Raw genomic sequence first — 23,830 nt, 5'->3', positions numbered from 1 at the left:
TCGACACCTGACCGTTGTACGCTTGCCCCATGAACCAACTCGATCAGCTCAAGCAGGTCACTACCGTGGTGGCCGACACCGGCAACTTCAACCAGTTGGCGGCGTTCGCACCGCGTGACGCGACGACCAACCCGTCGCTCATCCTGAAAGCGGTGCAGCAGCCCGAATACGCGCCCTTGCTGGCCGAAACGGTGGCGCAGAACCGAAAGCGGTCGCACGACGCCATCGTTGACGAGGTGCTGGTGCGCTTTGGGCGCGAGATCCTCAAAGTGGTGCCGGGGCGTGTATCTACCGAGGTCGATGCACGGCTGAGCTTCGATGCCGCCAGCACGGTGGCACGGGCCAAGCGGATCATGGCCTTGTATGAAGGCAGCGGCATCGCGCGCGAGCGGGTGCTGATCAAGATCGCCGCCACCTGGGAGGGCATCCAGGCGGCGCACATCCTGCAGCGCGAAGGCATCAATTGCAATCTGACGCTGCTGTTCTCGTTTTGCCAGGCGGTGGCCTGTGGCGACGTGGGCGTGCGCCTGATTTCGCCCTTCGTCGGCCGCATCTACGACTGGTACAAGAAGTCAGCCGGCGAGGCGTGGGATGAAGCCGCCAACGCGGGGGTGAACGACCCGGGTGTGAAGTCGGTGACACAGATCTACAGCTACTACAAGAAGTTCGACATCACGACCGAAGTGATGGGTGCGAGCTTTCGCAACGTTGGCCAGATCCTGGGGCTGGCAGGGTGCGACCTGCTCACCATCAGCCCTGAGTTGCTGGCGCAACTGCAGGCCGCCGATGCACATGTGCCGCGCGTGCTCGACCCCGATGCGGTCTGCAAGGCGCCCATCCATGCGATCACCTACAACGAGGCGAGTTTTCGCTATGCGTTGAACGAAGACGCGATGGCGACCGAGAAGCTGGCCGAGGGGATCCGCGCCTTTGCTGCTGACGCCGCCAAGCTCGACAAGATGATCGAGGGGCTCAAGTGAGCGCCCCGGTCAGCGGGACATTGCGTTGTGACCGCACCGAGGCCTGGGCGGCCCTCGGAGGGCATTTCGAGGCGCATGGGCGCGAGTTCGATCTGCGCGATGCCTTTGTGCGCGACCCCGGCCGTTTCGACAGCTTCGGGCTGCAGGCGCCCGAGGTCTACGCGGACCTGTCCAAGAACCTGATCGACGTGGCGACCCGCCATTTTCTGCTCGACCTGGCGGCCGAGTGCCAGATCGAGGCCCGGCGCGATGCGATGCTGCGCGGCGATGCCATCAATAGCACCGAAGGGCGCGCCGTGCTGCACACCGCGCTGCGTGCGCCGCGCGGGCAGGGGCCGCACAGCGAGCAGATCCACGAGGTGCTCGATCGCATGCTCGCCTATGTGGAGACGGTGCGCGACACCGCCGCGAGCGGCATCCGCCACATCGTCAATATCGGCATCGGTGGCAGCGACCTCGGGCCGCAGATGGCGGTGCCGGCACTCGATGCGTTCTCGCACCCGGGTCTGACGCTGCACTTCGTCTCCAACGTCGATGGCCACGACATCGTGCCGGTGCTGCGCGGGCTCAAGGCTTCCGAGACGCTCTTCGTCATCGCGAGCAAGACATTCACCACGCAGGAGACCATGGCCAACGCGAACGCGGCCAAGGCTTGGTTCCTGGCGCAGGGGGGCAGCGATACGAGCAAGCACTTCGTCGCGACGACCACCAACGTCAAGGCGGCGGCCGAGTTCGGCATCAGCACCACGTTCGGCTTCTGGGATTGGGTGGGCGGGCGCTATTCGATGTGGTCGGCGATCGGGCTGCCCATCGCGCTGGCCATCGGTGCCGAGAACTTTCGCGAGCTGTTGTCCGGCGCTCATGCCATGGACCAGCACTTCGCGCAGGCGCCGCTCGCGCAGAACCTGCCCGTGATGCTCGGGCTGCTCGACGTCTGGTACCGCAACTTCCACCGCTTTGGCAGCCGCAGCGTGGCGCCGTACCACCAGGGGTTGCGGCGCCTGCCGGCCTATCTGCAGCAGCTCGAGATGGAAAGCAACGGCAAGTGCGTCGATACCGCGGGCGAAGCGCTGCCGTACGCCACCAGCCCGGTGGTGTGGGGCGAGCCGGGCACCAACGGCCAGCACGCGTACTTCCAGATGCTGCACCAGGGCACCGACGTGATCCCCGTCGAGTTCATTCTCGTCAAGCACCCGACCCACAGCCTGGCCGACCAGCACAGCAAGCTGCTCGCCAACGGCCTCGCGCAGAGCCAGGCGCTGATGCTCGGCAAGAGCGCCGCGCAGGCCTTGAATGAGAAGGTGCCGACCGCCTCGCAGACGATCGACGCGCAGACGCTGTCGCGGCATCGCATCTTTCCGGGCAACCGCCCGAGCACGACCCTGCTGCTCGACAAGCTCACACCGCGCAGCCTGGGTGCATTGGTGGCGCTCTATGAGCACCGCGTGTTCACGAGCGGCGCGCTGTGGGGCATCAACAGCTTCGACCAGTGGGGCGTGGAGCTTGGCAAGGCGTTGTGCAACGACCTGTTGCCAAGGCTGGCCACCGGCGACGCTGCAGGGCTGGACAGCTCCACCGCGGGCCTGCTGGCGAAGCTGCGGTCGTGAGCGCCAAGAAGCACATCGTCTTCGACTTCGGCGGTGTCGTGTTCCAGTGGCGCCCGCATGAGCTGCTGCGCCGCGCGCTGCCGCATCGCGCCGTGGACGAGGCGGCCGTGCAGCGCCTGGTGGCCGACTTCTTCCAGAACTACGACGGCGATTGGGCGCGCTTCGACGCGGGACTGATCACCGTGCCCGAACTCGCCCCCTTGATGGCCGAGCGGCTGGGCTTTGCGGTGGACGAGGTGCAGGCCGTGATCGACGGCGTGCCGGGCGAACTCAGTGTTCAGCACGAGACGGTCGAACTGCTGCACCACCTGCACGCGCTGGGACACCGCCTTTACTTCCTCTCGAACATGCCCGAGCCCTATGCGGTTCACCTGGAGTCGTCGCATGCGTTCTTCTCGCGCTTTACCGACGGCGTGTTCTCGTCGCGCGTGAAGCTGATCAAACCCGATCCGGCGATCTTCCGGCTTGCGATTGAACGTTTTGCGATCGAGCCTGCGCAGACGGTATTCATCGACGATCTGGCCGCCAACGTCGCCATGGCGCGTTCGCTCGGGTGGCATGCCATCCAGTTCATCAACGCCGGGCAGGTCGAGGCCGATCTCCGTGCGCTGAGCTGACCCGGCGCCGCAGCGCCCCTTCGTCTAGCTCCGCAGCCGGCTGTGCCGGGGCACGCTCGCCAGCAGGAACTCCATCTGATCAGCCAGGATGCGCCGGCCGCGCAGGATCATGTCCTCGTGAAGGCTGGGCACGTAGGGCAGGTACATGAGCGTCATGTTTGCCTCTTCGGGCAGGCGGCTGCCCTTGCGCCCGTTGCACGGGCGGCAGGCGGTGATGCAGTTCATCCAGGTGTCGTGGCCGCCACGCGAACTCGGGACGATGTGCTCGCGTGTCAGGTCATCGGCGTGAAAGCGGCAGCCGCAATACGCGCAGACCATGCGGTCGCGGTTGAAGAGCTTGGGGTTGGAAAGCGCAGGCGTCTGGCGCCACGCGCGGCTGGGGATGGCGCCGCGCACTGCAATGATCGGGTGGACCTCGATGCGCGATTGCAGCCCGGTACGGCGTTGCATGCCTCCGCGCAGCACGTAAAAGGCGTCTCCCAGCGTCCAGGCTACGCCATCGCTGGCATAGAGGATCGCCGCTTCCTTGGCCGAGATCCACGATTGCGGGCGGCCGGACACATCGAGTTGCAGCACTTCCACAGGATCAATCTCCTTGCCGGAGAGTAATCCAAACCGTCGACTTCACTCAACCATCGTGCGAGTTTGAGCAGCGATTGCGCCACATTGTCATGAGTTGATCATCGATCGTGTGGCTACTTTGCCGAGCGTGCGGAAGTTGTCCCGAATGGCCGGGCGAGCGCTGCCGACTGGGGTCTAGGCGGTCTCACCTAGAAAAAGATGCGGCGGGGGCTAAAAAACTTTCCCCACGGCGGGAAAAAGTCGGTAAGAATAGAACGATCGTTCGTTTTATTTCTGCACCGGGACCCTCATGAGTGTCGCCTCGAAGTCGAACCAAGACAGCCCGAAACAGCTGCAAAAGGGCCAGCAGACGCGCGCCGCCATTCTGGATGCCGCGCTGACCCTGGCCTCGCACATGGGCCTCGAAGGCCTGTCCATCGGCGCGCTCGCCGATGTGATGCAGATGAGCAAGTCGGGCGTCTTCGCCCACTTCGGTTCGCGCGAAGAACTGCAGATCTCCGTCATTCGCGAGTACCACGCCAAGTTCGAGGAAGAAGTGTTCTTCCCGGCGCTGAGCGAGGACCGCGGCCTGCCGCGCCTGCGCGCGCTGTTCGAGCGCTGGATCAAACGCGTGGCGATGGAGCTCGACTCGGGCTGCATCTACATCAGCGGCGCCGTCGAGTTCGACGACCGGCCCGGCCCGGTGCGCGATGCCTTGGTGACCATGGTCCGCGCCTGGCACGAGGCGTTGGAGCGCGCCATCCGCATGTCGATCGACGAAGGCCAGTTGCGCGCCGACACCGATGCGCAGCAGATGCTGTTCGAGATCCACGGCCACATCCTCGCCGTGCACCACGACGCACGCTTCTTGCGTTCGCCTGGCGCGCTCGACCGCGCACGCACCGGCTTCGAGCGGGTGCTTGCCTACTACGCCGTCGCCGAACGGGCCGTGCCGGCCGCGCCGCGCAAGGCGGTGCGCGCGGTGGCTCGCTGACGCGCGCCCCACCTTCGCTTCTGTTCTCAAAGTCCCTCGTTCACATTCCAACATTCAAGGAGTTCACACCATGGCCCAGTACACCCCCCCGTTGCGCGACATGCAGTTCCTGTTGCATGAAGTGTTCAACGTGCCGGAGGAACTGAAGGCGTTGCCGCCGCATGCCGACATCGATGCGGACACGATCAACGCGGTGTTGGAAGAAGGCGGCAAGTTCGCCTCGCAGGTGATCTTCCCGCTCAACCAGAGCGGCGACACCGAGGGCTGCAAGCTCAACAAGGAAACGCACGAAGTCACCCCGCCCAAAGGCTTCAAGGAAGCCTACGCGCAGTACGTCGAAGGCGGCTGGCCCGCGCTGAGCTGCGACCCGGAGTACGGCGGCCAAGGCCTGCCGCACGTGGTGAACCAGTGCTTCTACGAGATGCTCAACTCGGCCAACCAGGCCTGGACCATGTACCCCGGCCTGTCGCATGGCGCCTATGAAGCCCTGCACGCCCACGGCACCGACGAGCAGAAGAAGACCTACCTACCCAAGCTCACGAGCGGCGAGTGGACCGGCACGATGTGCCTGACCGAGCCGCACTGCGGCACCGACCTCGGCCTGTTGCGCACCAAGGCCGAGCCGCAGGGTGATGGCACCTACAAGATCACCGGCGCCAAGATCTTCATCTCGGCCGGTGAACACGACATGGCGCCGAACATCATCCACCTGGTGCTCGCCCGCCTGCCGGACGCGCCCGCGGGCTCCAAGGGCATCTCGCTCTTCGTGGTGCCCAAGTTCAACGTGAACACCGATGGCTCGCTCGGTTCGCGCAACGGCATCTTCTGCGCCGGCCTGGAAGAGAAGATGGGCATCCACGGCAACGCGACGGCCCAACTGGTGCTCGAGAACGCCGTCGGCACGCTGGTCGGTGCGCCGAACAAGGGCCTGATGGCGATGTTCGTGATGATGAACGCCGCGCGCCTTGGCGTGGGCAACCAAGGCCTAGGTCTGACCGAGATCGCCTACCAGAACGCCGTGACCTACGCCAAGGACCGCCTGCAGATGCGCGCGCTCTCTGGCCCGAAGGCCACCGACAAGCCGGCCGACCCGATCATCGTGCACCCCGACGTGCGCAAGATGCTGCTCACCGCCCGTGCCTATGCCGAAGGCGGCCGCGCACTCGGCATGTGGACCTCGCTCCAACTCGACAAGGAACTCTCCAGCGGCGACGAAGACGTGCGCAAGGAAAGCGGCGACCTGGTCGCGCTGATCACCCCGATCGTCAAGGCCTTCCTGACCGACAACGCCTGGATCTCGACCTCGCACTGCATGCAGGTCTACGGCGGCCACGGCTTCATCAAGGAATGGGGCATGGAGCAGTACGTGCGCGATGCCCGCATCAACATGATCTACGAGGGCACCAACACCATCCAGTCGCTCGACCTGCTGGGCCGCAAGGTGCTGGGCGACAACGGCGCCAAGCTGAAGAAGTTCGGCAAGATCGTGCAGGAGTTCGTCGAGGAAGAGGGCACCAACGAAGCCATGCAGGAGTTCGTGAACCCGCTGGCCGACCTGGGCGAAAAGCTCGTCAAGCTGACCACCGAGATCGGCATGAAGGCCTTCGGCAATCAAGACGAAGTGGGCGCCGCTGCGGTCGACTACCTGCGCGTGGCCGGCCACCTGGTGATGGGCTACTTCTGGGCCCGCATGGCCAAGGTGGCGCTCGAGAAGCAGGGCTCAGGCGACACGTTCTACGTGGCCAAGCTCGCCACCGCGCGCTTCTACTTCGCCAAGCTCTTCCCCGAAACCGCCAGCCTCATCCGTACCGCGCGCACGGGCTTGAAGCCGCTGATGGAGATGGACGAAGCATTGTTCTAAGCTGCCCCGCTCGCACACACAAAAGCCAGGAGACAAGATGAAGCAAGTGCTGATGGCGCTCGCCGCCACCTTCGCAATGACCTGTGCCGCCGCCGAGCCCACACCGGCCGGCCTGTGGAAGACCATCGACGACTCGGGCAAGGTCGAGAAGTCGCTGGTCCGCATCACTGAGTCGGGCGGTGTCTACACCGGCCGGATCGAGAAGATCCTCGACCCGGCGGCCAAGCCAGACGCGGTGTGCGACGAGTGCAGCGGTTCCGACAAGGGCAAGCCCATCGTCGGCATGGTCATCATCCGCGGCATCAAGAAGAACGCCGATACCGAAGGCCTGTGGGATGGTGGCACCGTGCTCGACCCGGCCAACGGCAAGTCGTACAAGGCGCGCTTGAAGCCCAGCGAAGACGGCAAGAAGCTGGAGATGCGCGGCTACGTCGGTGCGCCGATGTTCGGCCGTTCGCAGACCTGGCTGCGCGTCGAGTGATCGCGCATGGGTGACTACGCAGGTGCCGTCTGGCACGGCACGACCAGCAACGGGCGCCCCGGCGCCCGCTGGTGGCTGCACCGCCAGCTGAAGAAGCCCTTCTTCGGCCGCTTCATGAAACCCTGGCGCTGGCCGCAGGGTGTTGCGGACGAGGGCTGGCAGCGTGTGATGATCGCCAGCGGCAGCCACGCTGACCTGGCCGCCGTGGTGGCCGAGACCTCGGTGCTGCCCGTGCGCGGCGTGGTCGTCTGCGCGCACCCGATGGGTCTGGCCGCCAAGGGCTTCTGGCTGCGCAACGGCCATGCTCAGAAGCTGCTCGAGGCCGGCTTCCATGTCGTGCTGTTCGACTTCAACGGATTCGGCGAGAGCCCGTCGACCAACTTCGACTGGCCCGCCGACGTGGTGGCCGTGGGCCAATGGGCCCGCCGGCACCATCCCGGCTTGCCGGTGCATGCGCTCGGCGCGTCGTTCGGAGGCATGAACACGCTCAACGCGATGCGCTTTGCCGATTTCCCGTTCGACCGCATCGTGGTCGAGGGCTGCGCCGCCACCCTGCCGCTGTTCTGGAAGGCGTATCCCTTTGCCCACGCGGTGCTGCAGGTCGGCAAGGTCTTCGCGCCGGCCGTGGAGCGGCGTCTGCGTGCGCAGTGGTGCATCCAGCACATGAAGCCATCGGCCCGCCTCTTGCTGATCCACAGCCAGGGCGACCGCTGGACGCCGGTGTTCCATGGCGACCGCCTGCAGGCAGCGGCACCCGCCGGCGCCCAGCTCACGCGCCTGACGCTGGAGCGCGCCGACCACACGCATGGCCTGCGCGACGAACCCGATGCCTACTGGCCGACCGTGCGTGAGTTCCTGTCGGCCGCCTGACACACACAAGAACTACAAGCTCCTCTTTCAACCCTCAAGAAACCGTTCCAAGGAGAACACCGTGAGTCGATTCAATGTCCGCAAGGTCGCCGTGCTCGGCGCCGGCGTGATGGGTGCGCAGATCGCCGCCCACCTCGTCAATGTGAAAGTGCCCGTGGTGCTGTTCGACCTGCCGGCCAAGGAAGGCCCGAAGAACGGCATCGTCACCAAGGCCGTCGAAGGCCTGAAGAAGCTCAAGCCCTCGCCGCTGGGCGTGCCCGAAGACGCCGCGCTGATCCAGCAGGCCAACTACGAAGAGCACAGCGAGCTGCTCAAGGACTGCGACCTCATCATCGAGGCCATTGCCGAGCGCATGGACTGGAAGCTCGATCTCTACACCAAGATCGCGCCTTTCATCGCCCCGCACGCCATCGTGGCGAGCAACACTTCGGGCCTGTCGATCACCAAGCTCTCCGAAGTGCTGCCTGAAGAGATCCGCCCGCGCTTCTGCGGCATCCACTTCTTCAACCCGCCGCGCTACATGTACCTGGTGGAGTTGATCCCCACCCCGACCACGCGCCCGGAGATCCTCGACCAGCTCGAGAGCTTCGTCACCACCGCCGTCGGCAAGGGCGTCGTGCGCGCGAAAGATACGCCCAACTTCGTGGCCAACCGCGTGGGCATCGCCAACATGCTGTCCACCATGAAGGAAGCCGAGAACTTCGGCCTCTCTTATGACGTGGTCGATGACCTGACGGGCAAGAAGCTCGGCCGCGCGTCGAGCGGCACCTTCCGCACCGCCGACGTGGTGGGCCTCGACACGATGGCCCACGTCATGAAGACGATGCAGGACAACCTGAAGGACGACCCGTTCTACTCGGCTTACGCCACGCCTGCGGCGGTGGCTGGCCTGATCTCGGCCGGCGCGCTCGGCCAGAAGACCGGTGCGGGCTTCTACAAGAAGGTCGGCAAGGACATCCAGCGCTTCGACCTCGCCAAGAAGGACTACGTGCCGGGTGGCGGCAAGGCCGACGAGATCGTCGCCCGCATGCTCAAGAAGGCCCCGGCCGAGCGCCTGAAGCTGCTGCGCGAGTCGACCAACCCGCAGGCGCAGTTCCTGTGGGCCATTCTGCGCAACGGCTTCCACTACGCCGCGGTGCACCTGGCCGACGTGGCCGACTCGGCGCGCGAGATCGACCTCGCGCTGCGCTGGGGCTTCGGCATGAGCCAAGGCCCGTTCGAGCTGTGGCAACAGGCCGGCTGGAAGCAGGTGGCCGAATGGGTCAAGGCCGACATCGACGCCGGCAAGGCGCTCTCCAAGGCACCGCTGCCCGCCTGGGTGTTCGATGGCCGCGATGGCGTGCACACCGCCGAAGGCTCGTGGAGCGCTTCGCAGAACAAGTACCTGCCCAAGAGCACGCTGCCCGTCTACGAGCGCCAGCTGTTCCCCGAAACCCTGTTCGGCGCCACGGCGGTCGATCCGCTCAAGGCCGGCACGCAGGAGTTCAAGAACGACGAAGTGCGCGTCTGGACGCTCGACGGCGAGGTGCTCATTGCCACCATCACTGCCAAGCTGCACCTGATCAGCCCGACCGTGACCGAAGGCCTGCTCAAGGCGGTCGAGATCGCGGAAGAAAAGTACAAGGGTCTGGTGATCTGGTCACCGGACGACGTGTTCTCGGCTGGCGCCAACCTCGAAGCGCTGATGCCCGTCTTCATGAAGAGCGGCGCCAAGGGCATCGCGCCTGAGGAGAAAAAGCTGCAGGACGCCATGCTGCGCATCCGCTACGCCACGGTGCCGGTGGTCTCGGCCATCCGCGGCATCGCCCTGGGCGGTGGTTGCGAGCTGGCCGTCTACTCGGCCAAGCGTGTCGCGGCGATGGAAAGCTACATGGGCCTGGTGGAAGTGGGCGTGGGCCTGATCCCGGGCGGTGGCGGCCTCACCTACATCGCGCGCCGCGCCGCCGAGATGGCCTCGGCCGGCAACGCGAATGCCGATGTGCTGAAGTTCCTGACCGACGGCTTCACCGCCGCGGCCATGGCCAAGGTGGGCACCAGCGCGATCGAGAACCGCAAGAACGGATACATGCTGTGGAGTGATGTGGTCGTGCCTAACAAGGACGAACTGCTGTACGTCGCCACTCAACAGGCCAAGAGCCTGTATGAAAGCGGCTACCGCGCCCCGGCGAAGGCCCTGTTCCCGGTGGCCGGCCGCAACGGCATCGCCACCATCAAGGCGCAGCTCGTCAACATGCGCGACGGCGGCTTCATCAGCCAGCACGACTTCTACATCGGCTCGCTGATCGCCGACGTGGTCTGCGGTGGTGACGTCGACGCCGGCTCGCTGGTGAGCGAGGAGTACCTGATGGCGCTGGAGCGCAAGCACTTCTGCGGCTTGCTCGAGAACCCCAAGACGCAAGAGCGAATCATGGGGATGCTCTCCACCGGCAAGCCGGTGCGCAACTAAACAGCGGCCTCACAAGGAACACACACATCATGAGCAAGCAAGTTCAAGACGCCTACATCGTCGCCGCCACCCGCACCCCCATCGGCCGCTCGGGCCGGGGCTACTTCAAGAACACCCGCCCCGACGACCTGTTGATCGCCGCCATCCGCAGCGCGCTGGCCCAGGCCCCTGGCCTGGACCCGGCTGCGATCGAAGACGCGATCATCGGCTGCTCCTTCCCCGAGGGCGAGCAGGGCATGAACATGGCGCGCATCGCCGCCGGCCTCGCGTTGCCGAAGCCGGTGGGCGGCGTGACCGTGAACCGCTTCTGCGCTTCGGGCATCACCGCCATCCAGATGGCGGCCGACCGCATCCGCGTGGGTGAGGCCGACATCCTGATCGCCGGTGGCGCCGAATCCATGAGCCTCGTGCCCATGGGCGGCAACAAGCCCTCGTTCAACCCCGAGATCTTCGCCAAGGACGAGAACATCGGCATCGCCTACGGCATGGGCCTGACGGCCGAGAAGGTCGCGGCGCAATGGAAGGTGAGCCGCGAGGCGCAAGACGCGTTCGCGCTCGAATCGCACCAGCGCGCGATGAAGGCGATCGCGGCCGGCGAGTTCAAGGACGAGATCACCCCGATCGACGTCATCTCGCGCGTGCCGAACCTCGCCACGGGCGAGCAGATCGCCAAGAAGCGCACCGTCGACATCGACGAAGGCCCGCGCCCCGACACCTCGCTCGAAGGCCTGGCCAAGCTGCGCCCGGTGTTCGCCGCCAAGGGTAGCGTGACGGCCGGCAACAGCTCGCAGACCAGCGACGGCGCCGGTGCGCTGATCCTGGCGAGCGAGAAGGCGGTCAAGCAGTTCGGCCTCAAGCCGCTGGCCCGCTTCGTGAGCTTTGCTGCGCGCGGCGTGCCGCCCGAGATCATGGGCATCGGCCCGATCGAAGCCATCCCCGCGGCGCTCAAGTACGCCGGCCTCACCAAGGACCAGATCGACTGGATCGAGCTCAACGAAGCCTTCGCGGCCCAGTCGCTTGCCGTGCTCAACACGCTGGAGCTGGACCCGAAGAAGGTCAACCCGATGGGCGGCGCGATTGCGCTCGGCCACCCGCTGGGTGCCACCGGTGCCATCCGCGCCGCGACGGTCGTGCACGCGCTGCGCCGCCACAACCTGAAGTACGGCATGGTCACGATGTGCATTGGCACAGGCCAGGGCGCAGCCGGCATCTTCGAGCGCGTTTGATCCACTGACGCGCAGCAGGCCCATGCAGCGCGGGCGCCGCATCGCCATCCTCGGCCTCGGGGCCGTGGCGGTCGGTGCGCCTGCGTTGTGGGCGGCCTCGCGGCCGGCGGCCTTGCAGTCGCCGGCCTTCGATTCCTTCGAGGTTGCCTTGCGCACCCTCGCTGCATTGAAGAGCCAGCCCGCGCGCAGCACCGGCGCGTGGGACTTGGCGCACGTGCTGCACCATGCGGCGCAGAGCGTCGAGTACTCGCTGCAGGGCTTCCCGCAGCTCAAGCCCGGCTGGTTCCGCGCGAGTGTCGGTCCGGCTGCGGCCACTGTGTTCTCGGCGCGCGGGCGCATGAACCATTCGCTCACCGAGCCCATCCCTGGCGCACCCGACATCGCGCCGAGCCAGCCGCTCGGCCCGGCCGCCGACCGTGCGATCGCGGCCTTGCGGGCCTTCGAGCGCCACGATGGTGTCTTGCACCCGCACTTTGCGTACGGCGCCTTGTCGAAGGATGACTACCGCCGAGCCCACCTGATGCATTTCGCGAACCATTGGCAGGAGGTGGTGGTGGGATGAGTGACGTGCACAGATTGAGCGGGGCTTCGATACCTCAGCCTGAGCGGTGGGTGATGCGCGAAGACTCTTGTTCGCACACCTCAGTCCGCTCAGGCTGAGGTATCGAAGCCCTGCACCGAACCCGCCCCGCACCACTGACGCAGGAGGAACCATGCAAACGTTCGAATTCAATGCCCCGGACGGCTTCATCCTTCAGGGCCGCCTCTACGGCAACCCGGCCGACTGCAAGTCGGCGCTGCTGATCGTGCCCGCGATGGGCGTGCCGCAGCGCTTCTATGGCGACTTTGCCGAGTGGCTGGCCAGCCAGGGCCACGCGGTGATGAGCTTCGACTACCGCGGCGTGGGCGCATCGCGCCCGGCGCAGATGAAGCACTCGCTGCGCGGCTTCGACACCGACATCGATGTCTGGGCGCGGCAGGACACTTCGGCGGCGCTGGCCTGGCTCGACGCCCGCGTCGCGAAGGACACGCCCATCCATTGGCTGGGTCACAGCCTGGGCGGCCAGATCTTCGGGATGGTGCCCAACCGCGAGCGCGTGTCCGGCATGGTCACCATCGGCGTGGGCACCGGCTACTGGCTGCGCCAGGCGCCGCTCGTGCGCAGCTACGTGTGGTGGCTGTGGTACGTGGTCGCGCCGCTGGCGATGAAGGCCTGCGGCTACTTCCCCGGCAAGCGCCTGAAGAAGATCGGCGACCTGCCGCTGGGCGTGATGGCGCAGTGGCGGCGCGCCTGCCTCCACCGCGACTACCTGGTGGGCATCGGCGGCGAGACGATGCGGGCCGACTACGCGGCCATCCGCACCCCCATCCTCTCGCTCTCGTTCACCGACGACGAATACATGTCGGCACGCAACACCGCCGACATGCATGCCTTCTACGCCAGCGCGCCGCGCGAGATGCGCCGTTTCGCCCCGCGCGATGTGGGCGCCCAGCGCATCGGCCACTTCGGCTTCTTCCGCGATCGCTTTGCCGGCACCTTGTGGCCGCAGGTGTCGCAATGGTTGACGACAGCCGCGGCCCGCTGACGCCACAATCCCTCATCTTCTGGAGACACATCCCATGACCATCAAGACCGCGCTGTTGAACGGCGTTTACACCATCGAGATCGCGCGCCCCGACAAGAAGAACGCGCTCACCGCCGAGATGTACCTCGCCATGGCCAAGGGCCTGAACGACGCCCGCGCCGACGGCGCCGCACGCAGTGTGCTGATCACCGGCCAGCCGGGCATCTTCACCTCGGGCAACGACATCGAAGACTTCGCCAAGCGCTCGGGCGAGGCCAATGCCGTCTCGCCGGCGCGCAGCTTCATGGAAGCCCTCATCAACTGCGACAAGCCGGTGATCGCCGCCGTCACCGGTGCGGCCATCGGCATCGGCACCACGCTGCTGCTGCACTGCGACTTCGTCTACGTCTCCGATGAAGCCCGCCTGGTGATGCCCTTCGTCGGCCTGGGCCTGGTGCCCGAGTTCGCTTCCAGCCAGCTCATTCCGCAACTGATGGGCCAGCGCAAGGCGGCCGAGAAGCTGATGCTGGGCGACCCTTTCACCGGCGCCGAAGCGGTGGAGTGCGGCATCGCCAACGCGGTGCTGCCGGCCGGCGAGGTGATGGCGCATGCGCGCCGCGTGGCCGAGCGCTTCAACGCGCTGCCGCCGGGCGCCATCCGCGCCACCAAGAAGCTGATGCGTGGCCGCCTGGCCGACGGCTTCTTTGCGACCATCGACGCCGAGAACGCCGTCTTCGCCGCGCAGCTGCAAAGCCCCGAGGCGAAGGAAGCCTTCAGCGCCTTCTTCCAGAAGCGCAAGCCCGACTTCTCGCAGTTCTCTTGATCCGCACGGCGCATCACCGCCGAGCCAGCGCCTGCCCCGGAGGGCGGGAGTGAGCCCTTGGCTGCTCGCTGCGACCAAGGCAGCGCTGCTGCCTTTGTTGCTGTGGCAAGGCTGGCAGGTGCGCCGCCGCGCCACCCGCCTGCCCGAGGCCGAAGGCCCGCGTGAAGGCGTGGCCGGCACCGGCCGCGTGCGGCTGCGCCTGCTCATCGTGGGCGACTCGTCGGCCGCGGGTGTCGGCGTCGACAACCAGACCCAGGCCCTTGCCGGCCGGCTGAGCGAGGCGCTGTCGCAGCGCCTGGGCGGCTCGGTGGTGTGGCAGCTCATCGCCCGTACCGGCGACACCACCGCGCAATCGCTGCAGGCGGTGCGTTCGCTCTCGTTGCACCCGGCCGATGTGATGGTCACGGCGCTCGGCCTCAACGACGTGGTGGCCCAGGTGACGCCGCGCCGCTGGCTGCAGCGGCTCGACCGACTGAATCGCACGGTGGCCAAGCGTGCCGGCGTGAAGCACGTGGTGCACAGCGGCGTGCCGCCCTTGCAGGCCTTCCCGCTGCTGCCCAACCCCTTGCGCTGGGTGCTGGCGGCCGATGCGCAGCGCTACAACGAAGCCCTGGCCGCGTGGGTGCGCCGCACCGCCGACCGCTGGTGGCTACCGCTTCCGGTCGAAGACGACGAGCAGCTCGACGACACCAGCGTGCTGATGGCCGAAGACGGCTTCCACCCCGGCCCTGCGCTCTACGCCCTGTGGGCCGAACAGCTGGCCGGCATGATCAGCCGCGAGATCGTGCCGCGCCTGCCGGAGACGCTGCCGACGCGCCGTGGCGTGAGGCCGCGCGCCCACACTTCATCGAACGATACCGAATGACAAGCACGCACACCCTCTATGGCGCCGAGGTCAGCTATTTCACCGGCAAGGTCCGCGCCTACCTGCGCTGGAAAGGGCTGCCGTACACCGAGGTCAAGGCCACGGCCGATGTCTACCGCAACGTGATCGTGGCGCGCGTGGGCTTCCCGGTGATCCCGGTGTTCGAGACGGCCGACGGCCGCACGCTGCAGGATTCGAGCGACATCATCGACACGCTGGAGCGCGAGAACGGCGGGCCCTCGATCACGCCCGCAGGCGGCGTGCAGCGGCTCGTCTCGGCGCTGTTCGAGCTGTACGGCGACGAATGGCTGGTCATCCCCGCCATGCACTACCGCTGGCACCACAACCGGGAGTGGGCCTTGCAGGAGTTTGGCGCACTGAACCTGCCCGACGCCACGCCCGAAGAGCAGATCGCCGCCGGCACCAAGCGCGCCGGCCCGTTCGCTCAGGCGGCCGTGCTGCTGGGGGCCGAGCCGCACATGCACGCGGCGGTCGAGCGCTCGTACGAGGCGCTTCTGGCCGAGTTGGACGCCCACTTCGCGCAGCACGACTACCTGCTGGGCTCGCGCCCTTGCCTCGGAGACTTCGGCCTCTTCGGTCCGCTCTATGCCCACCAGTACCGCGACCCCAAGAGTGGCGCGCTGATGCGACGGATCGCGCCGAACCTGGTGCGCTGGGTGGAGCGCCTGCGCGACCAGGCGGCGCCGCGCACCGGTGAGTTCCTGCCGAACGACGAGGCGCCCGCCACGCTGCTGCCCGTGCTTCGCCGCATGATGCGCGAGCAATTGCCGGTGCTGCAAAGTTCGGTCGAGCAGCTGAACGCCTGGCTCGCCGAGCACCCGGGAGAACGCATCCCGCGCGTCATCGGTAGCCATGCCTTCGAGCTCGAAGGCGAGCGCGGCCAGCGCATCATCCGCCCCTACAGCCTGTGGATGCTGCAGCGCTCGCTGCGGGTGCTGCGCGGTTTGTCGGGTGACGAGAGCCAGCGTGCACGGCGACTGCTGGCCGATGCGGGCGGCGAGGCGCTGAATGGCTTCGAGACGTTGCCGCCGCTCACGCGCGACGGCATGAGCATCGCGCTGACGTGAATTGACTCAGGTCGGGATCGGCCGCGGCTTGCCGTTGTCGTCGATGGCGACGTAGGTGAGGTTGGCCTCGGTCACCTTCACCACCTCCAGGTTGGCCGGGTTGCGCTCTGCATAGACTTCCACATGCACGGTGATCGAGGTGCGACCGATGCGCTCGACCTTGGCGTAAAGGCTCAGCAGGTCGCCGATTGACACCGCCTGCTTGAAGACGAACTGGTTGACCGCCACCGTGGCGATGCGCCCCTTGGCGATGCGGTTGGGCAGCACCGAGCCGGCCAGGTCGACCTGCGCCATGATCCAGCCGCCGAAGATGTCGCCGTTGCCGTTGGCGTCGGCCGGCATGGGCATCACGCGCATCACGAGATCACGGTCGGTGGGCAGGCTGAGGGGCGGTGTGTTGCTCATGGCGGCGCAGTGTGGGCTTCGGCGGATGCGCCATTGTGGGCCCGCGGCTGCTGGCAAACTGCCCCGCATGCGACGTTCATCCGTGATTGAGGTGCCCACTCCACACACGGGTGCGGCCCCGCCTGCCGCCCGCTCCGACTGGGGCACGCTGCGCAAGCTCTTCCCCTACCTGTGGCGCTACCGCTGGCGGGTGCTGCTCGCGCTAGGCTTCATGATCGGCGCCAAGGTCGCGAACGTGAGCGTGCCGCTGCTGCTCAAGTCGCTGGTGGACAGCCTGTCTCTCAAGCCCGGGGACCCGCAGGCGCTGATGGTGGTGCCGATCGGCCTGTTGCTGGCCTATGGGGGGCTGCGGCTGTCGACCTCGCTCTTCACCGAACTGCGCGAACTCGTCTTCGCCAAAGCCACCGAAGGCGCAGCGCGCAGCATCTCGCTGGAGGTGTTTCGCCACCTGCATGCGCTCAGCCTGCGCTTTCATCTGGAGCGACAGACCGGCGGCATGACGCGCGACATCGAACGCGGCACGCGCGCCGTGCATTCGCTCATCTCGTACTCGCTTTACAGCATCGTGCCCACACTCATCGAGGTGACGATGGTGCTCACCCTGCTGGCAGTCAAGTTCGACGCGTGGTTCGCGTGGATCACGATCGCCGCGCTGGTGGTCTACGTGATCTTCACCATCACCGTGACCAACTGGCGCACGCAGTTCCGCAAGCAGATGAACGAGCTCGATTCGGTGAGCCACACCCGCGCCATCGACTCACTGCTCAACTACGAGACGGTCAAGTACTTCAACAACGAAGGCTTCGAGACCAAGCGTTACGACGAGAGCCTGGAGCGCCTGCGCCGCGCCACGCTCAAGTCACAGACCACCCTGTCCATGCTCAACACCGGGCAGCAGCTCATCATTGCCTTCGGCCTGGTGGCGATGTTGTGGCGCGCCACGTCCGGTGTGGTCGACGGGCGCATGACGCTGGGCGATCTCGTGATGATCAACGCCTTCATGATCCAGCTGTACATCCCGCTCAATTTCCTGGGTGTGCTGTACCGCGAGATCAAGCAGAGCCTGCTCGATCTCGACAAGATGTTCGGCCTGCTGGAGCGCGAGCGCGAGGTGGCCGATGCGCCGGGCGCCCGGCCGCTGCAGGTCACGCGGGGCGAGGTGCGCTTCTCGCATGTGGACTTTGCCTACGAGCCTGCGCGGCCCATCCTGCACGACGTGAGCTTCGAGATTCCTGCCGGAAAGACCGTGGCGGTGGTCGGCCCGTCGGGCTCGGGCAAGAGCACGCTCGCGCGCCTGCTCTATCGCTTCTACGACGTGAACAGCGGCGTGATCACGATCGACGGGCAGGATGTCCGCGAGGTTACGCAAGGCAGCCTGCGCCAGTCGATCGGCATCGTGCCGCAAGACACGGTGCTCTTCAACGACACCGTGGCCTACAACATCGCCTACGGCCGCACCGGCGCGAGCCAGGCCGAGGTGGAGGCCGCGGCCCGCGCGGCGCGCATCCACGACTTCATCGTCGGCACACCCAAGGGCTATGAGACTGCAGTGGGCGAGCGCGGCCTGAAGCTCAGCGGCGGCGAGAAGCAGCGCGTGGCCATCGCACGCACCTTGCTGAAAGACCCGCCCTTGATGATCTTCGACGAGGCCACCTCGGCGCTCGACTCGGCCAACGAACGTGCCATCCAGACCGAGCTGCAGGGCGTGGCGCGCAACAAGACCACGCTGGTGATCGCGCACCGCCTTTCCACCGTGGTCGACGCGCACCAGATCCTGGTGATGGAGCACGGCCGCATCATCGAACGTGGCACGCACGCAGCATTGCTGGCGCGTGCCGGTCGCTATGCTGAAATGTGGCGGCTTCAGCAGAGCAGCCAGGAAGACGACATCCGAGACGACCCCAGAGGCGACCCCAAACAAGATGGAAACCAAGTGGCTTGAAGACTTCGTCAGCCTGGCCGAAACGCACAGCTTCTCGCGTTCGGCCCAGTTGCGCCACGTGACGCAGCCGGCGTTCTCGCGCCGCATCCAGGCGCTCGAAGCCTGGGCGGGCATCGACCTCGTCGACCGCTCGTCCTACCCCACGCGGCTCACGCCGGCCGGCGAGACCTTCCGCTCGCAGGCGCTCGAGATCCTGGGCGCGCTGCAGACCACGCGCAACATGATGCACAGCCACCAGGTGGCGGGGCAGGACATGATCGAGTTCGCCGTGCCGCACTCGCTGGCCGTCACCTTCTTCCCGCATTGGGTGATGGACTTGCGGCAGCGCTTCGGGGCGCTCAAGAGCCGCCTGATGGCGCTCAACGTGCATGACGCCGTGATGCTGCTGGCCGAAGGCAGCTGCGACCTGCTCATCGCCTACCACCACCCCAGCCAGCCCTTGCAGCTCAATCCCGACCGCTACGAGATGCTGCGAGTGGGTGAGGAAACGCTTGCGCCCTATGCCAAGGCCGACGTCAATGGACAGCCGTTGTTTCGCCTGCCGGCCAAGCCCGGCGAAAGAGTGCCCTTCCTCAGCTATGCCTCGGGCGCTTACCTCGGCCGGCTGGTCGAGCAGATCATCAAGCTCTCGCCGGCGCCCTTGATCCTCGAATCCATCTACGAGACCGACATGGCCGAGGGCCTGAAGGCGATGGCGCTCGAAGGCCACGGACTCGCATTCCTGCCCAAGAGCTCGGTCGAGAAGGAGACGCGTAACAACCGCCTCGTGCTGGCCGCGGCACCCGGCGCGTGCGAGCTCTCGATGGAAGTGCGCATCTACCGCGAACGGCCCGAGATGGCGCGCCACACCAAGGCTGGCGCGCAGGCGCTGTGGGATTTCTTGCGCGCCGGCTGACCCATGGCGCACCAGCATGCGCCGCCGTACATTCGCAGCTGTGATTCGCTGCTGTGCCGACCGTGCATCAGCGGGCCGCAGGGTGTCTTGGCAGACCACTTTCGCCGCGATCTAAGTGATTCCGCGTAGACCCCCTGTCCCTAGAATCCGTTGTTGGCTCACCCGCCCATTCGTTTGATTCCTAACCCGAAGGAGTTCCCATGAAGAAGACCCTGCTGGCCCTGGCTGCCCTGATGGCATTCGGCGCGGCCCATGCGCAAGACACGCTCAAGAAGATCAAGGACAGCGGCTCCATCACCCTGGGCGCGCGCGAATCCTCGGGGGCCCTGGCGTTCACGCTGGGCGATGGCAAGTACGCCGGTTTCCACACCGAGATGGCTGAGCGGATCGCCAAAGACCTGCAGAAGCAACTCGGCCTGTCCAAGCTGGACGTGAAGTTCCAGCCGGTGACTTCGCAGAACCGCATTCCGCTGGTGCAAAACGGCACCGTCGATCTGGAGTGTGGATCGACCACCAACAACGTGGCACGCCAGAAAGACGTGGCCTTCGCCGTGACCACCTACGTGGAAGAAGTGCGCATCGCCACCAAGGCGAACTCGGGCATCACCTCCATCAAGGACCTTGCCGGCAAGACCGTGGCCACCACGACCGGCACGACCTCGGTGCAGACCTTGCGCAAGAACGAGCGCGCCAACGGTGTCGACTTCAAGGAGCTGTACGGCAAGGACCACGCCGACAGCTTCCTGCTGCTTGAGAGCGGCCGCGCTGATGCGTTCGTGATGGACGGCCAGATTCTCGCCGGCAACATCAGCAAGTCGAAGGACCCGGCCGACTTCAAGATCGTGGGCGAAGTGCTCAACGTCGAGCCCATCGCCTGCATGCTGCGCAAGGACGACGCCGCCTTCAAGAAGGCGGTGGACGACAGCATCAAGGGCATGATCAAGAGCGGCGACCTCGCCAAGCTGTACGACAAGTGGTTCATGCAGCCGATCCCGCCGAGCAACACCAAGGTCGGCCTGCCGCTGTCGCAAGCCACCAAGGACGCCTGGGCGAACCCGAACGACAAGCCGATGGAAGACTACGCCAAGAAGTAATCGGCACTCAGGTAAGCCCTAGCGCGCGTGGCGCAGGGCTTGCTTACATTGGAGCGCGGTGTAGGCTAACGCCACACCGCGTTCTCGTTTGCGGCGTGCGGTCCGACGCCAGCGCACAACAGGGAGTGAGCCTTGGGTCAAACATGGGACTGGCAGGTCTTCCTGCTCGATGACGGGGGCGGGCGCACCTATCTCGAATGGATGATTTCTGCCTGGGGCTGGACGCTGTCCGTCTCGCTGCTGGGCCTGGTCGTCGCACTGGTGGTGGGCTCGCTGGTCGGTATCCTGCGCACCGTGCCCAACAAGACGGTGGCGTTTCTCGGTGAGGCCTGGACCGAGCTCTTTCGCAACATCCCGCTGCTGATCCAGATCTTCCTCTGGTACCACGTGCTGCCGTCGTTCTTCGTCAGCCTGCGCCAGGTGCCTAGCTTTGCGCTGGTCGTGTTCGCGCTGGGCTTCTTCACGTCGGCGCGCGTGTCGGAGCAGGTGAAGGCGGGTATCCAGGCGCTGCCCAAGGGCCAGCGCTACGCAGGCCTGGCCATGGGCCTCACGCTGCCGCAGACCTACCGCTTCGTGCTGCTGCCGATGGCGTTTCGCATCATCATCCCGCCGCTCACGAGCGAGTCGATGAACATCATCAAGAACTCGTCCGTGGCCTTCGCGGTCAGCGTGGCCGAACTCACCATGTTTGCGATGCAGGCGCAAGAAGAAACTTCGCGCGGCATCGAGATCTACCTGGCGGTGACCGGGCTGTACTTCGTGTCGGCCTTTGCGGTGAACCGCATCGCGCTCTTCATCGAGAAGCGCATGCAGATCCCAGGCACGATGGGGGCCGCCCGATGATCAACCTCGACTTCGGCTTCCTCAACTGGGGCGTCATCAGCAGCTTCGTTCTCAAGGGCTTCATCTACTCGGTACAACTCACCCTCGTGGCCATGATCGGTGGCATCGTGCTCGGCACCTTGCTCGCTCTCATGCGGCTGTCCGGCAAGAAATGGCTCGAGATTCCGGCCGCGGCCTACGTCAACACATTGCGTTCCATCCCGCTGGTGATGGTGATCCTGTGGTTTTTCCTGCTGATCCCGCTGCTCATCGGGCGCCCGATGGGCGCGGAACTGTCGGCCATCGTTACCTTCACGGTGTTCGAGGCGGCCTACTACTCCGAGATCATGCGCGCGGGCATCCAGAGCGTGCCTCGCGGGCAGGTGTCTGCGGGCTACGCGGTGGGCATGAACTATCGGCAGACCATGCAGCTGATCGTGCTGCCGCAGGCGTTTCGCAACATGCTGCCGGTACTGCTCACGCAGACCATCATCCTGTTTCAGGACACCTCGCTCGTGTATGCCATCGGCGCCTACGATTTGCTCAAGGGCTTCGAGGTGGCGGGCAAGAACTTCAACCGGCCGGTAGAGACCTACCTCGTCGCAGCCGTCGTCTACTTCGTGATCTGCTTCAGCCTGTCGATGCTCGTGCGCCGGCTGCAGAAGAAGATCCAGATCATTCGATAAGGAAGCAAGCACCATGATCGACATCAAGAACATCTCGAAGTGGTATGGCTCCTTCCAGGTGCTCACCGATTGCACGACATCCATCAAGAAGGGTGAGGTCGTGGTGGTGTGCGGCCCCTCCGGCTCGGGCAAGTCCACCCTCATCAAGACGGTCAATGCGCTGGAGCCGATCCAGAAGGGCGACATCGTCGTGGACGGCACCTCGATCACCGACCCCAAGACCAACCTGCCCAAGCTGCGCTCGCGCGTGGGCATGGTGTTCCAGCATTTCGAGCTGTTCCCGCACCTCTCGGTGACCGAGAACCTCACGCTCGCGCAGATCAAGGTGCTGGGCCGCAGCGCCGACGATGCCAAGACCCGAGGCCTCAAGATGCTCGACCGCGTGGGCCTGATGGCGCACAAGGACAAGTTCCCCGGCCAGCTGTCGGGTGGTCAGCAGCAGCGCGTGGCGATTGCGCGTGCGCTCAGCATGGACCCGATCGTGATGCTGTTCGACGAGCCCACCTCTGCGCTCGACCCCGAGATGGTGGGCGAGGTGCTCGACGTGATGGTCAAGCTCGCGCAAGAGGGCATGACCATGATGGTCGTCACCCACGAGATGGGTTTTGCCAAGAAGGTGAGCCACCGCGTCATCTTCATGGACGCCGGCAAGATCGTTGAAGACTGCACGCGCGACGAGTTCTTCGGCAACCCGGATGCGCGCTCGCCGCGTGCGAAGGACTTTCTCTCGAAGATCCTGCAGCACTGAGTCCGTAAGGTCCGAGCGTCTGAACGAAAAAAGCCCCGGCGAACCGGGGCTTCAAGTTGGGTTGTGCGGCCGCGATGGCCGCTACAACCCGACATCATTACTGGCAGCGTGCCGTGCGGAAATCCGAGAAGCCGAAGGCATTCGGGTTGCTGCAGGCGAACGAGGTGTAGCGGGTGTCGCCGTCGATGTAGCGCTTCATCCAGGCCACGCCCTTCAGGCCGACGGTGGGGTTGGCCGAGTTCATGCAGAAGTGGTCACCCAGCGACTTCTCAAGCAGTTGCTTCGGGTTGCGCGACATGTCGTTGTAGAACGAGTTGGCGTGCGTGGCCACCGGGGCGACGATGTCGCTCTGGCACGAGAAGATCAGCGTCGGCACTGTCACCGACGAGAAGCTCGTCAGGCTGGCCCACGGGGCTTGCGGTGCGGCAGCCTTGATCGTCGAGGGGCGGTTCTTGGCCGAGATCAGCGAGCCGCCACCACCCATGGACCAACCCATCACACCGGTGCGGGTGCCATCGACCTTGTTGTAAAGCGGGCTGCTGCTGGTGTTGCCCAGCGAGACCACCTGGTCGATGGCGGCCAACTGCTGGCGCGAGCGGCTGTCGGGTTGGTCATAGATCGTGTTGGTGTCGATGGTGATGACCACGAAACCGTGCGAGGCCAGGCGCGGGCCCCACCAGTTGATGCTGCTCTGGTACGACACAAAGCCCGGAACGATGGCGATCACGCCGACCTTGGCACCGGCATTGGTGGGGTAGTAGACGGTGCCTGCGCGGTAGCCGCTGGGGCGGCTGACGTTGAACTGGCTGGTCGAGAACGGGCCGCGGCTGGCTTCGAGCGAGGCCTTGGTCGGGTTCGGGCCGATTTCGAGGGCGAAGGTGCTGACCGAGAACAGGGCGGCGCCGGCCAGGACGGTGGCTTTGATGAGTTGCTGAAGTTTCAAGTCTGTCTCCTGTAGATCTTGGGGTTTTGCGTATCGGAAAGCGGCCTTGCTGGCTTCAGCGAATGGAGCCACCTGTCCGCAATCGAATAGTGACCCACCGTGCAATTTAAGAAATCAGCGCTTTCCATGGGCCCTCCCGATCAAGCATCTCATTCAGTTATGTGTTATGTGTGTATCGCCCACCCGCGATGACGAGCAGGCCGCTCACCTATGAAAACACGCGAAATGAAGCGACCGGCGAGACCCATCGGCCGCCAGTGCGAGCGACCCCCGATGTCGCCTCTTGGGGTGCATCGGGCGGAAAAATAACC

General features: G+C 65.7%; 23 protein-coding genes. 20 read left to right on the top strand and 3 right to left on the bottom strand.

What is annotated here, in order from left to right; translation table 11 throughout:
• The first annotated feature begins 29 nt into the window (after positions 1-29).
• The 3 genes from tal to AC1KAR_RS05990 are packed head-to-tail and all read left to right on the top strand — an operon-like array spanning position 30 to position 3,204.
• On the top strand, positions 30-980 hold the full coding sequence (gene tal, locus AC1KAR_RS06000) for a transaldolase (RefSeq protein WP_480315519.1): 951 nt from the start codon (positions 30-32) through the stop codon (positions 978-980).
• Positions 977-2,587: a glucose-6-phosphate isomerase gene (pgi, locus tag AC1KAR_RS05995; RefSeq protein ID WP_480315517.1), complete on the top strand. Its 1,611-nt coding sequence runs from the start codon at positions 977-979 to the stop codon at positions 2,585-2,587. The genes tal and pgi overlap by 4 nt, the downstream gene beginning before the upstream one ends.
• Positions 2,584-3,204, top strand: coding sequence for an HAD family hydrolase (locus AC1KAR_RS05990; protein WP_480315515.1), 621 nt, complete (start codon positions 2,584-2,586; stop codon positions 3,202-3,204). Before pgi ends, AC1KAR_RS05990 begins: the two co-directional genes overlap by 4 nt.
• Positions 3,205-3,228: 24 nt before the next feature.
• On the opposite strand, the gene AC1KAR_RS05985 is transcribed toward AC1KAR_RS05990, so the two are convergent.
• Entirely contained in the window at positions 3,229-3,786 is a 558-nt protein-coding gene (locus AC1KAR_RS05985; RefSeq protein WP_480315513.1) for an HNH endonuclease, read from the bottom strand.
• A 289-nt stretch (positions 3,787-4,075) separates the two neighbouring features.
• Here AC1KAR_RS05985 and AC1KAR_RS05980 point away from each other — a divergent pair, with 289 nt between their 5' ends.
• The 11 genes from AC1KAR_RS05980 to AC1KAR_RS05930 all read left to right on the top strand — a co-directional run bounded on the left by AC1KAR_RS05980 (position 4,076) and on the right by AC1KAR_RS05930 (position 15,984).
• Complete coding sequence (locus AC1KAR_RS05980) at positions 4,076-4,759, top strand: TetR/AcrR family transcriptional regulator (protein ID WP_480315511.1); 684 nt, start codon at positions 4,076-4,078, stop codon at positions 4,757-4,759.
• A gap of 70 nt (positions 4,760-4,829) precedes the next feature.
• The gene (locus tag AC1KAR_RS05975) at positions 4,830-6,620 is read left to right on the top strand and encodes an acyl-CoA dehydrogenase C-terminal domain-containing protein (RefSeq protein ID WP_480315509.1); all 1,791 of its coding nucleotides are present in this window, start codon (positions 4,830-4,832) and stop codon (positions 6,618-6,620) included.
• A gap of 37 nt (positions 6,621-6,657) precedes the next feature.
• On the top strand, positions 6,658-7,101 hold the full coding sequence (locus AC1KAR_RS05970; protein ID WP_480315507.1) for a DUF2147 domain-containing protein: 444 nt from the start codon (positions 6,658-6,660) through the stop codon (positions 7,099-7,101).
• A 6-nt stretch (positions 7,102-7,107) separates the two neighbouring features.
• Positions 7,108-7,971: an alpha/beta hydrolase gene (locus AC1KAR_RS05965; protein ID WP_480315505.1), complete on the top strand. Its 864-nt coding sequence runs from the start codon at positions 7,108-7,110 to the stop codon at positions 7,969-7,971.
• Positions 7,972-8,032: 61 nt separating this feature from the next.
• Positions 8,033-10,417: a 3-hydroxyacyl-CoA dehydrogenase/enoyl-CoA hydratase family protein gene (locus tag AC1KAR_RS05960; RefSeq protein ID WP_480315503.1), complete on the top strand. Its 2,385-nt coding sequence runs from the start codon at positions 8,033-8,035 to the stop codon at positions 10,415-10,417.
• Between the two features lie 29 nt (positions 10,418-10,446).
• Entirely contained in the window at positions 10,447-11,643 is a 1,197-nt protein-coding gene (locus AC1KAR_RS05955) for an acetyl-CoA C-acyltransferase (RefSeq protein WP_480315501.1), read from the top strand.
• Positions 11,644-11,665: 22 nt separating this feature from the next.
• A complete protein-coding gene (locus AC1KAR_RS05950) occupies positions 11,666-12,205 on the top strand; it encodes a DUF1569 domain-containing protein (protein ID WP_480315499.1) in 540 nt (179 codons plus the stop codon).
• A 151-nt stretch (positions 12,206-12,356) separates the two neighbouring features.
• Positions 12,357-13,229 carry an alpha/beta hydrolase family protein gene (locus AC1KAR_RS05945; RefSeq protein ID WP_480315497.1) on the top strand — a complete coding sequence of 291 codons (873 nt, stop codon included), beginning with the start codon at positions 12,357-12,359 and terminating at the stop codon, positions 13,227-13,229.
• Between the two features lie 34 nt (positions 13,230-13,263).
• Positions 13,264-14,031, top strand: coding sequence for an enoyl-CoA hydratase (locus AC1KAR_RS05940; protein ID WP_480315495.1), 768 nt, complete (start codon positions 13,264-13,266; stop codon positions 14,029-14,031).
• A 49-nt stretch (positions 14,032-14,080) separates the two neighbouring features.
• On the top strand, positions 14,081-14,896 hold the full coding sequence (locus AC1KAR_RS05935) for an SGNH/GDSL hydrolase family protein (protein WP_480315493.1): 816 nt from the start codon (positions 14,081-14,083) through the stop codon (positions 14,894-14,896).
• On the top strand, positions 14,893-15,984 hold the full coding sequence (locus AC1KAR_RS05930; protein ID WP_480315491.1) for a glutathione S-transferase family protein: 1,092 nt from the start codon (positions 14,893-14,895) through the stop codon (positions 15,982-15,984). The genes AC1KAR_RS05935 and AC1KAR_RS05930 overlap by 4 nt, the downstream gene beginning before the upstream one ends.
• Before the next feature lie 6 nt (positions 15,985-15,990).
• On the opposite strand, the gene AC1KAR_RS05925 is transcribed toward AC1KAR_RS05930, so the two are convergent.
• Positions 15,991-16,389, bottom strand: coding sequence for an acyl-CoA thioesterase (locus tag AC1KAR_RS05925; RefSeq protein ID WP_480315489.1), 399 nt, complete (start codon positions 16,387-16,389; stop codon positions 15,991-15,993).
• A gap of 67 nt (positions 16,390-16,456) precedes the next feature.
• Between AC1KAR_RS05925 and AC1KAR_RS05920 the strand changes: the two genes are divergently transcribed.
• The 6 genes from AC1KAR_RS05920 to AC1KAR_RS05895 all read left to right on the top strand — a co-directional run bounded on the left by AC1KAR_RS05920 (position 16,457) and on the right by AC1KAR_RS05895 (position 22,576).
• Complete coding sequence (locus tag AC1KAR_RS05920; protein ID WP_480315487.1) at positions 16,457-18,331, top strand: ABCB family ABC transporter ATP-binding protein/permease; 1,875 nt, start codon at positions 16,457-16,459, stop codon at positions 18,329-18,331.
• Entirely contained in the window at positions 18,312-19,226 is a 915-nt protein-coding gene (locus tag AC1KAR_RS05915; protein WP_480315485.1) for a LysR substrate-binding domain-containing protein, read from the top strand. The genes AC1KAR_RS05920 and AC1KAR_RS05915 overlap by 20 nt, the downstream gene beginning before the upstream one ends.
• 200 nt (positions 19,227-19,426) lie before the next feature.
• Positions 19,427-20,320 carry an amino acid ABC transporter substrate-binding protein gene (locus AC1KAR_RS05910; protein ID WP_480315483.1) on the top strand — a complete coding sequence of 298 codons (894 nt, stop codon included), beginning with the start codon at positions 19,427-19,429 and terminating at the stop codon, positions 20,318-20,320.
• A gap of 132 nt (positions 20,321-20,452) precedes the next feature.
• Positions 20,453-21,163, top strand: a complete 711-nt coding sequence (locus tag AC1KAR_RS05905) for an amino acid ABC transporter permease (protein WP_480315480.1) — start codon at positions 20,453-20,455, stop codon at positions 21,161-21,163.
• A complete protein-coding gene (locus tag AC1KAR_RS05900) occupies positions 21,160-21,828 on the top strand; it encodes an amino acid ABC transporter permease (RefSeq protein ID WP_480315478.1) in 669 nt (222 codons plus the stop codon). The genes AC1KAR_RS05905 and AC1KAR_RS05900 overlap by 4 nt, the downstream gene beginning before the upstream one ends.
• Before the next feature lie 13 nt (positions 21,829-21,841).
• Positions 21,842-22,576, top strand: a complete 735-nt coding sequence (locus tag AC1KAR_RS05895; protein ID WP_480315476.1) for an amino acid ABC transporter ATP-binding protein — start codon at positions 21,842-21,844, stop codon at positions 22,574-22,576.
• Positions 22,577-22,673: 97 nt separating this feature from the next.
• Here AC1KAR_RS05895 and AC1KAR_RS05890 read toward each other — a convergent pair whose 3' ends face one another.
• Positions 22,674-23,519: a poly(ethylene terephthalate) hydrolase family protein gene (locus AC1KAR_RS05890; protein WP_480315474.1), complete on the bottom strand. Its 846-nt coding sequence runs from the start codon at positions 23,517-23,519 to the stop codon at positions 22,674-22,676.
• Positions 23,520-23,830 lie beyond the last annotated feature (311 nt).

It is taken from the genome of Piscinibacter sp. PDB1-1, from assembly GCF_056675995.1.
The sequence above is the reverse complement of the archived record's forward strand: the minus strand, read 5'-3'. Positions and strand labels throughout refer to the sequence as shown.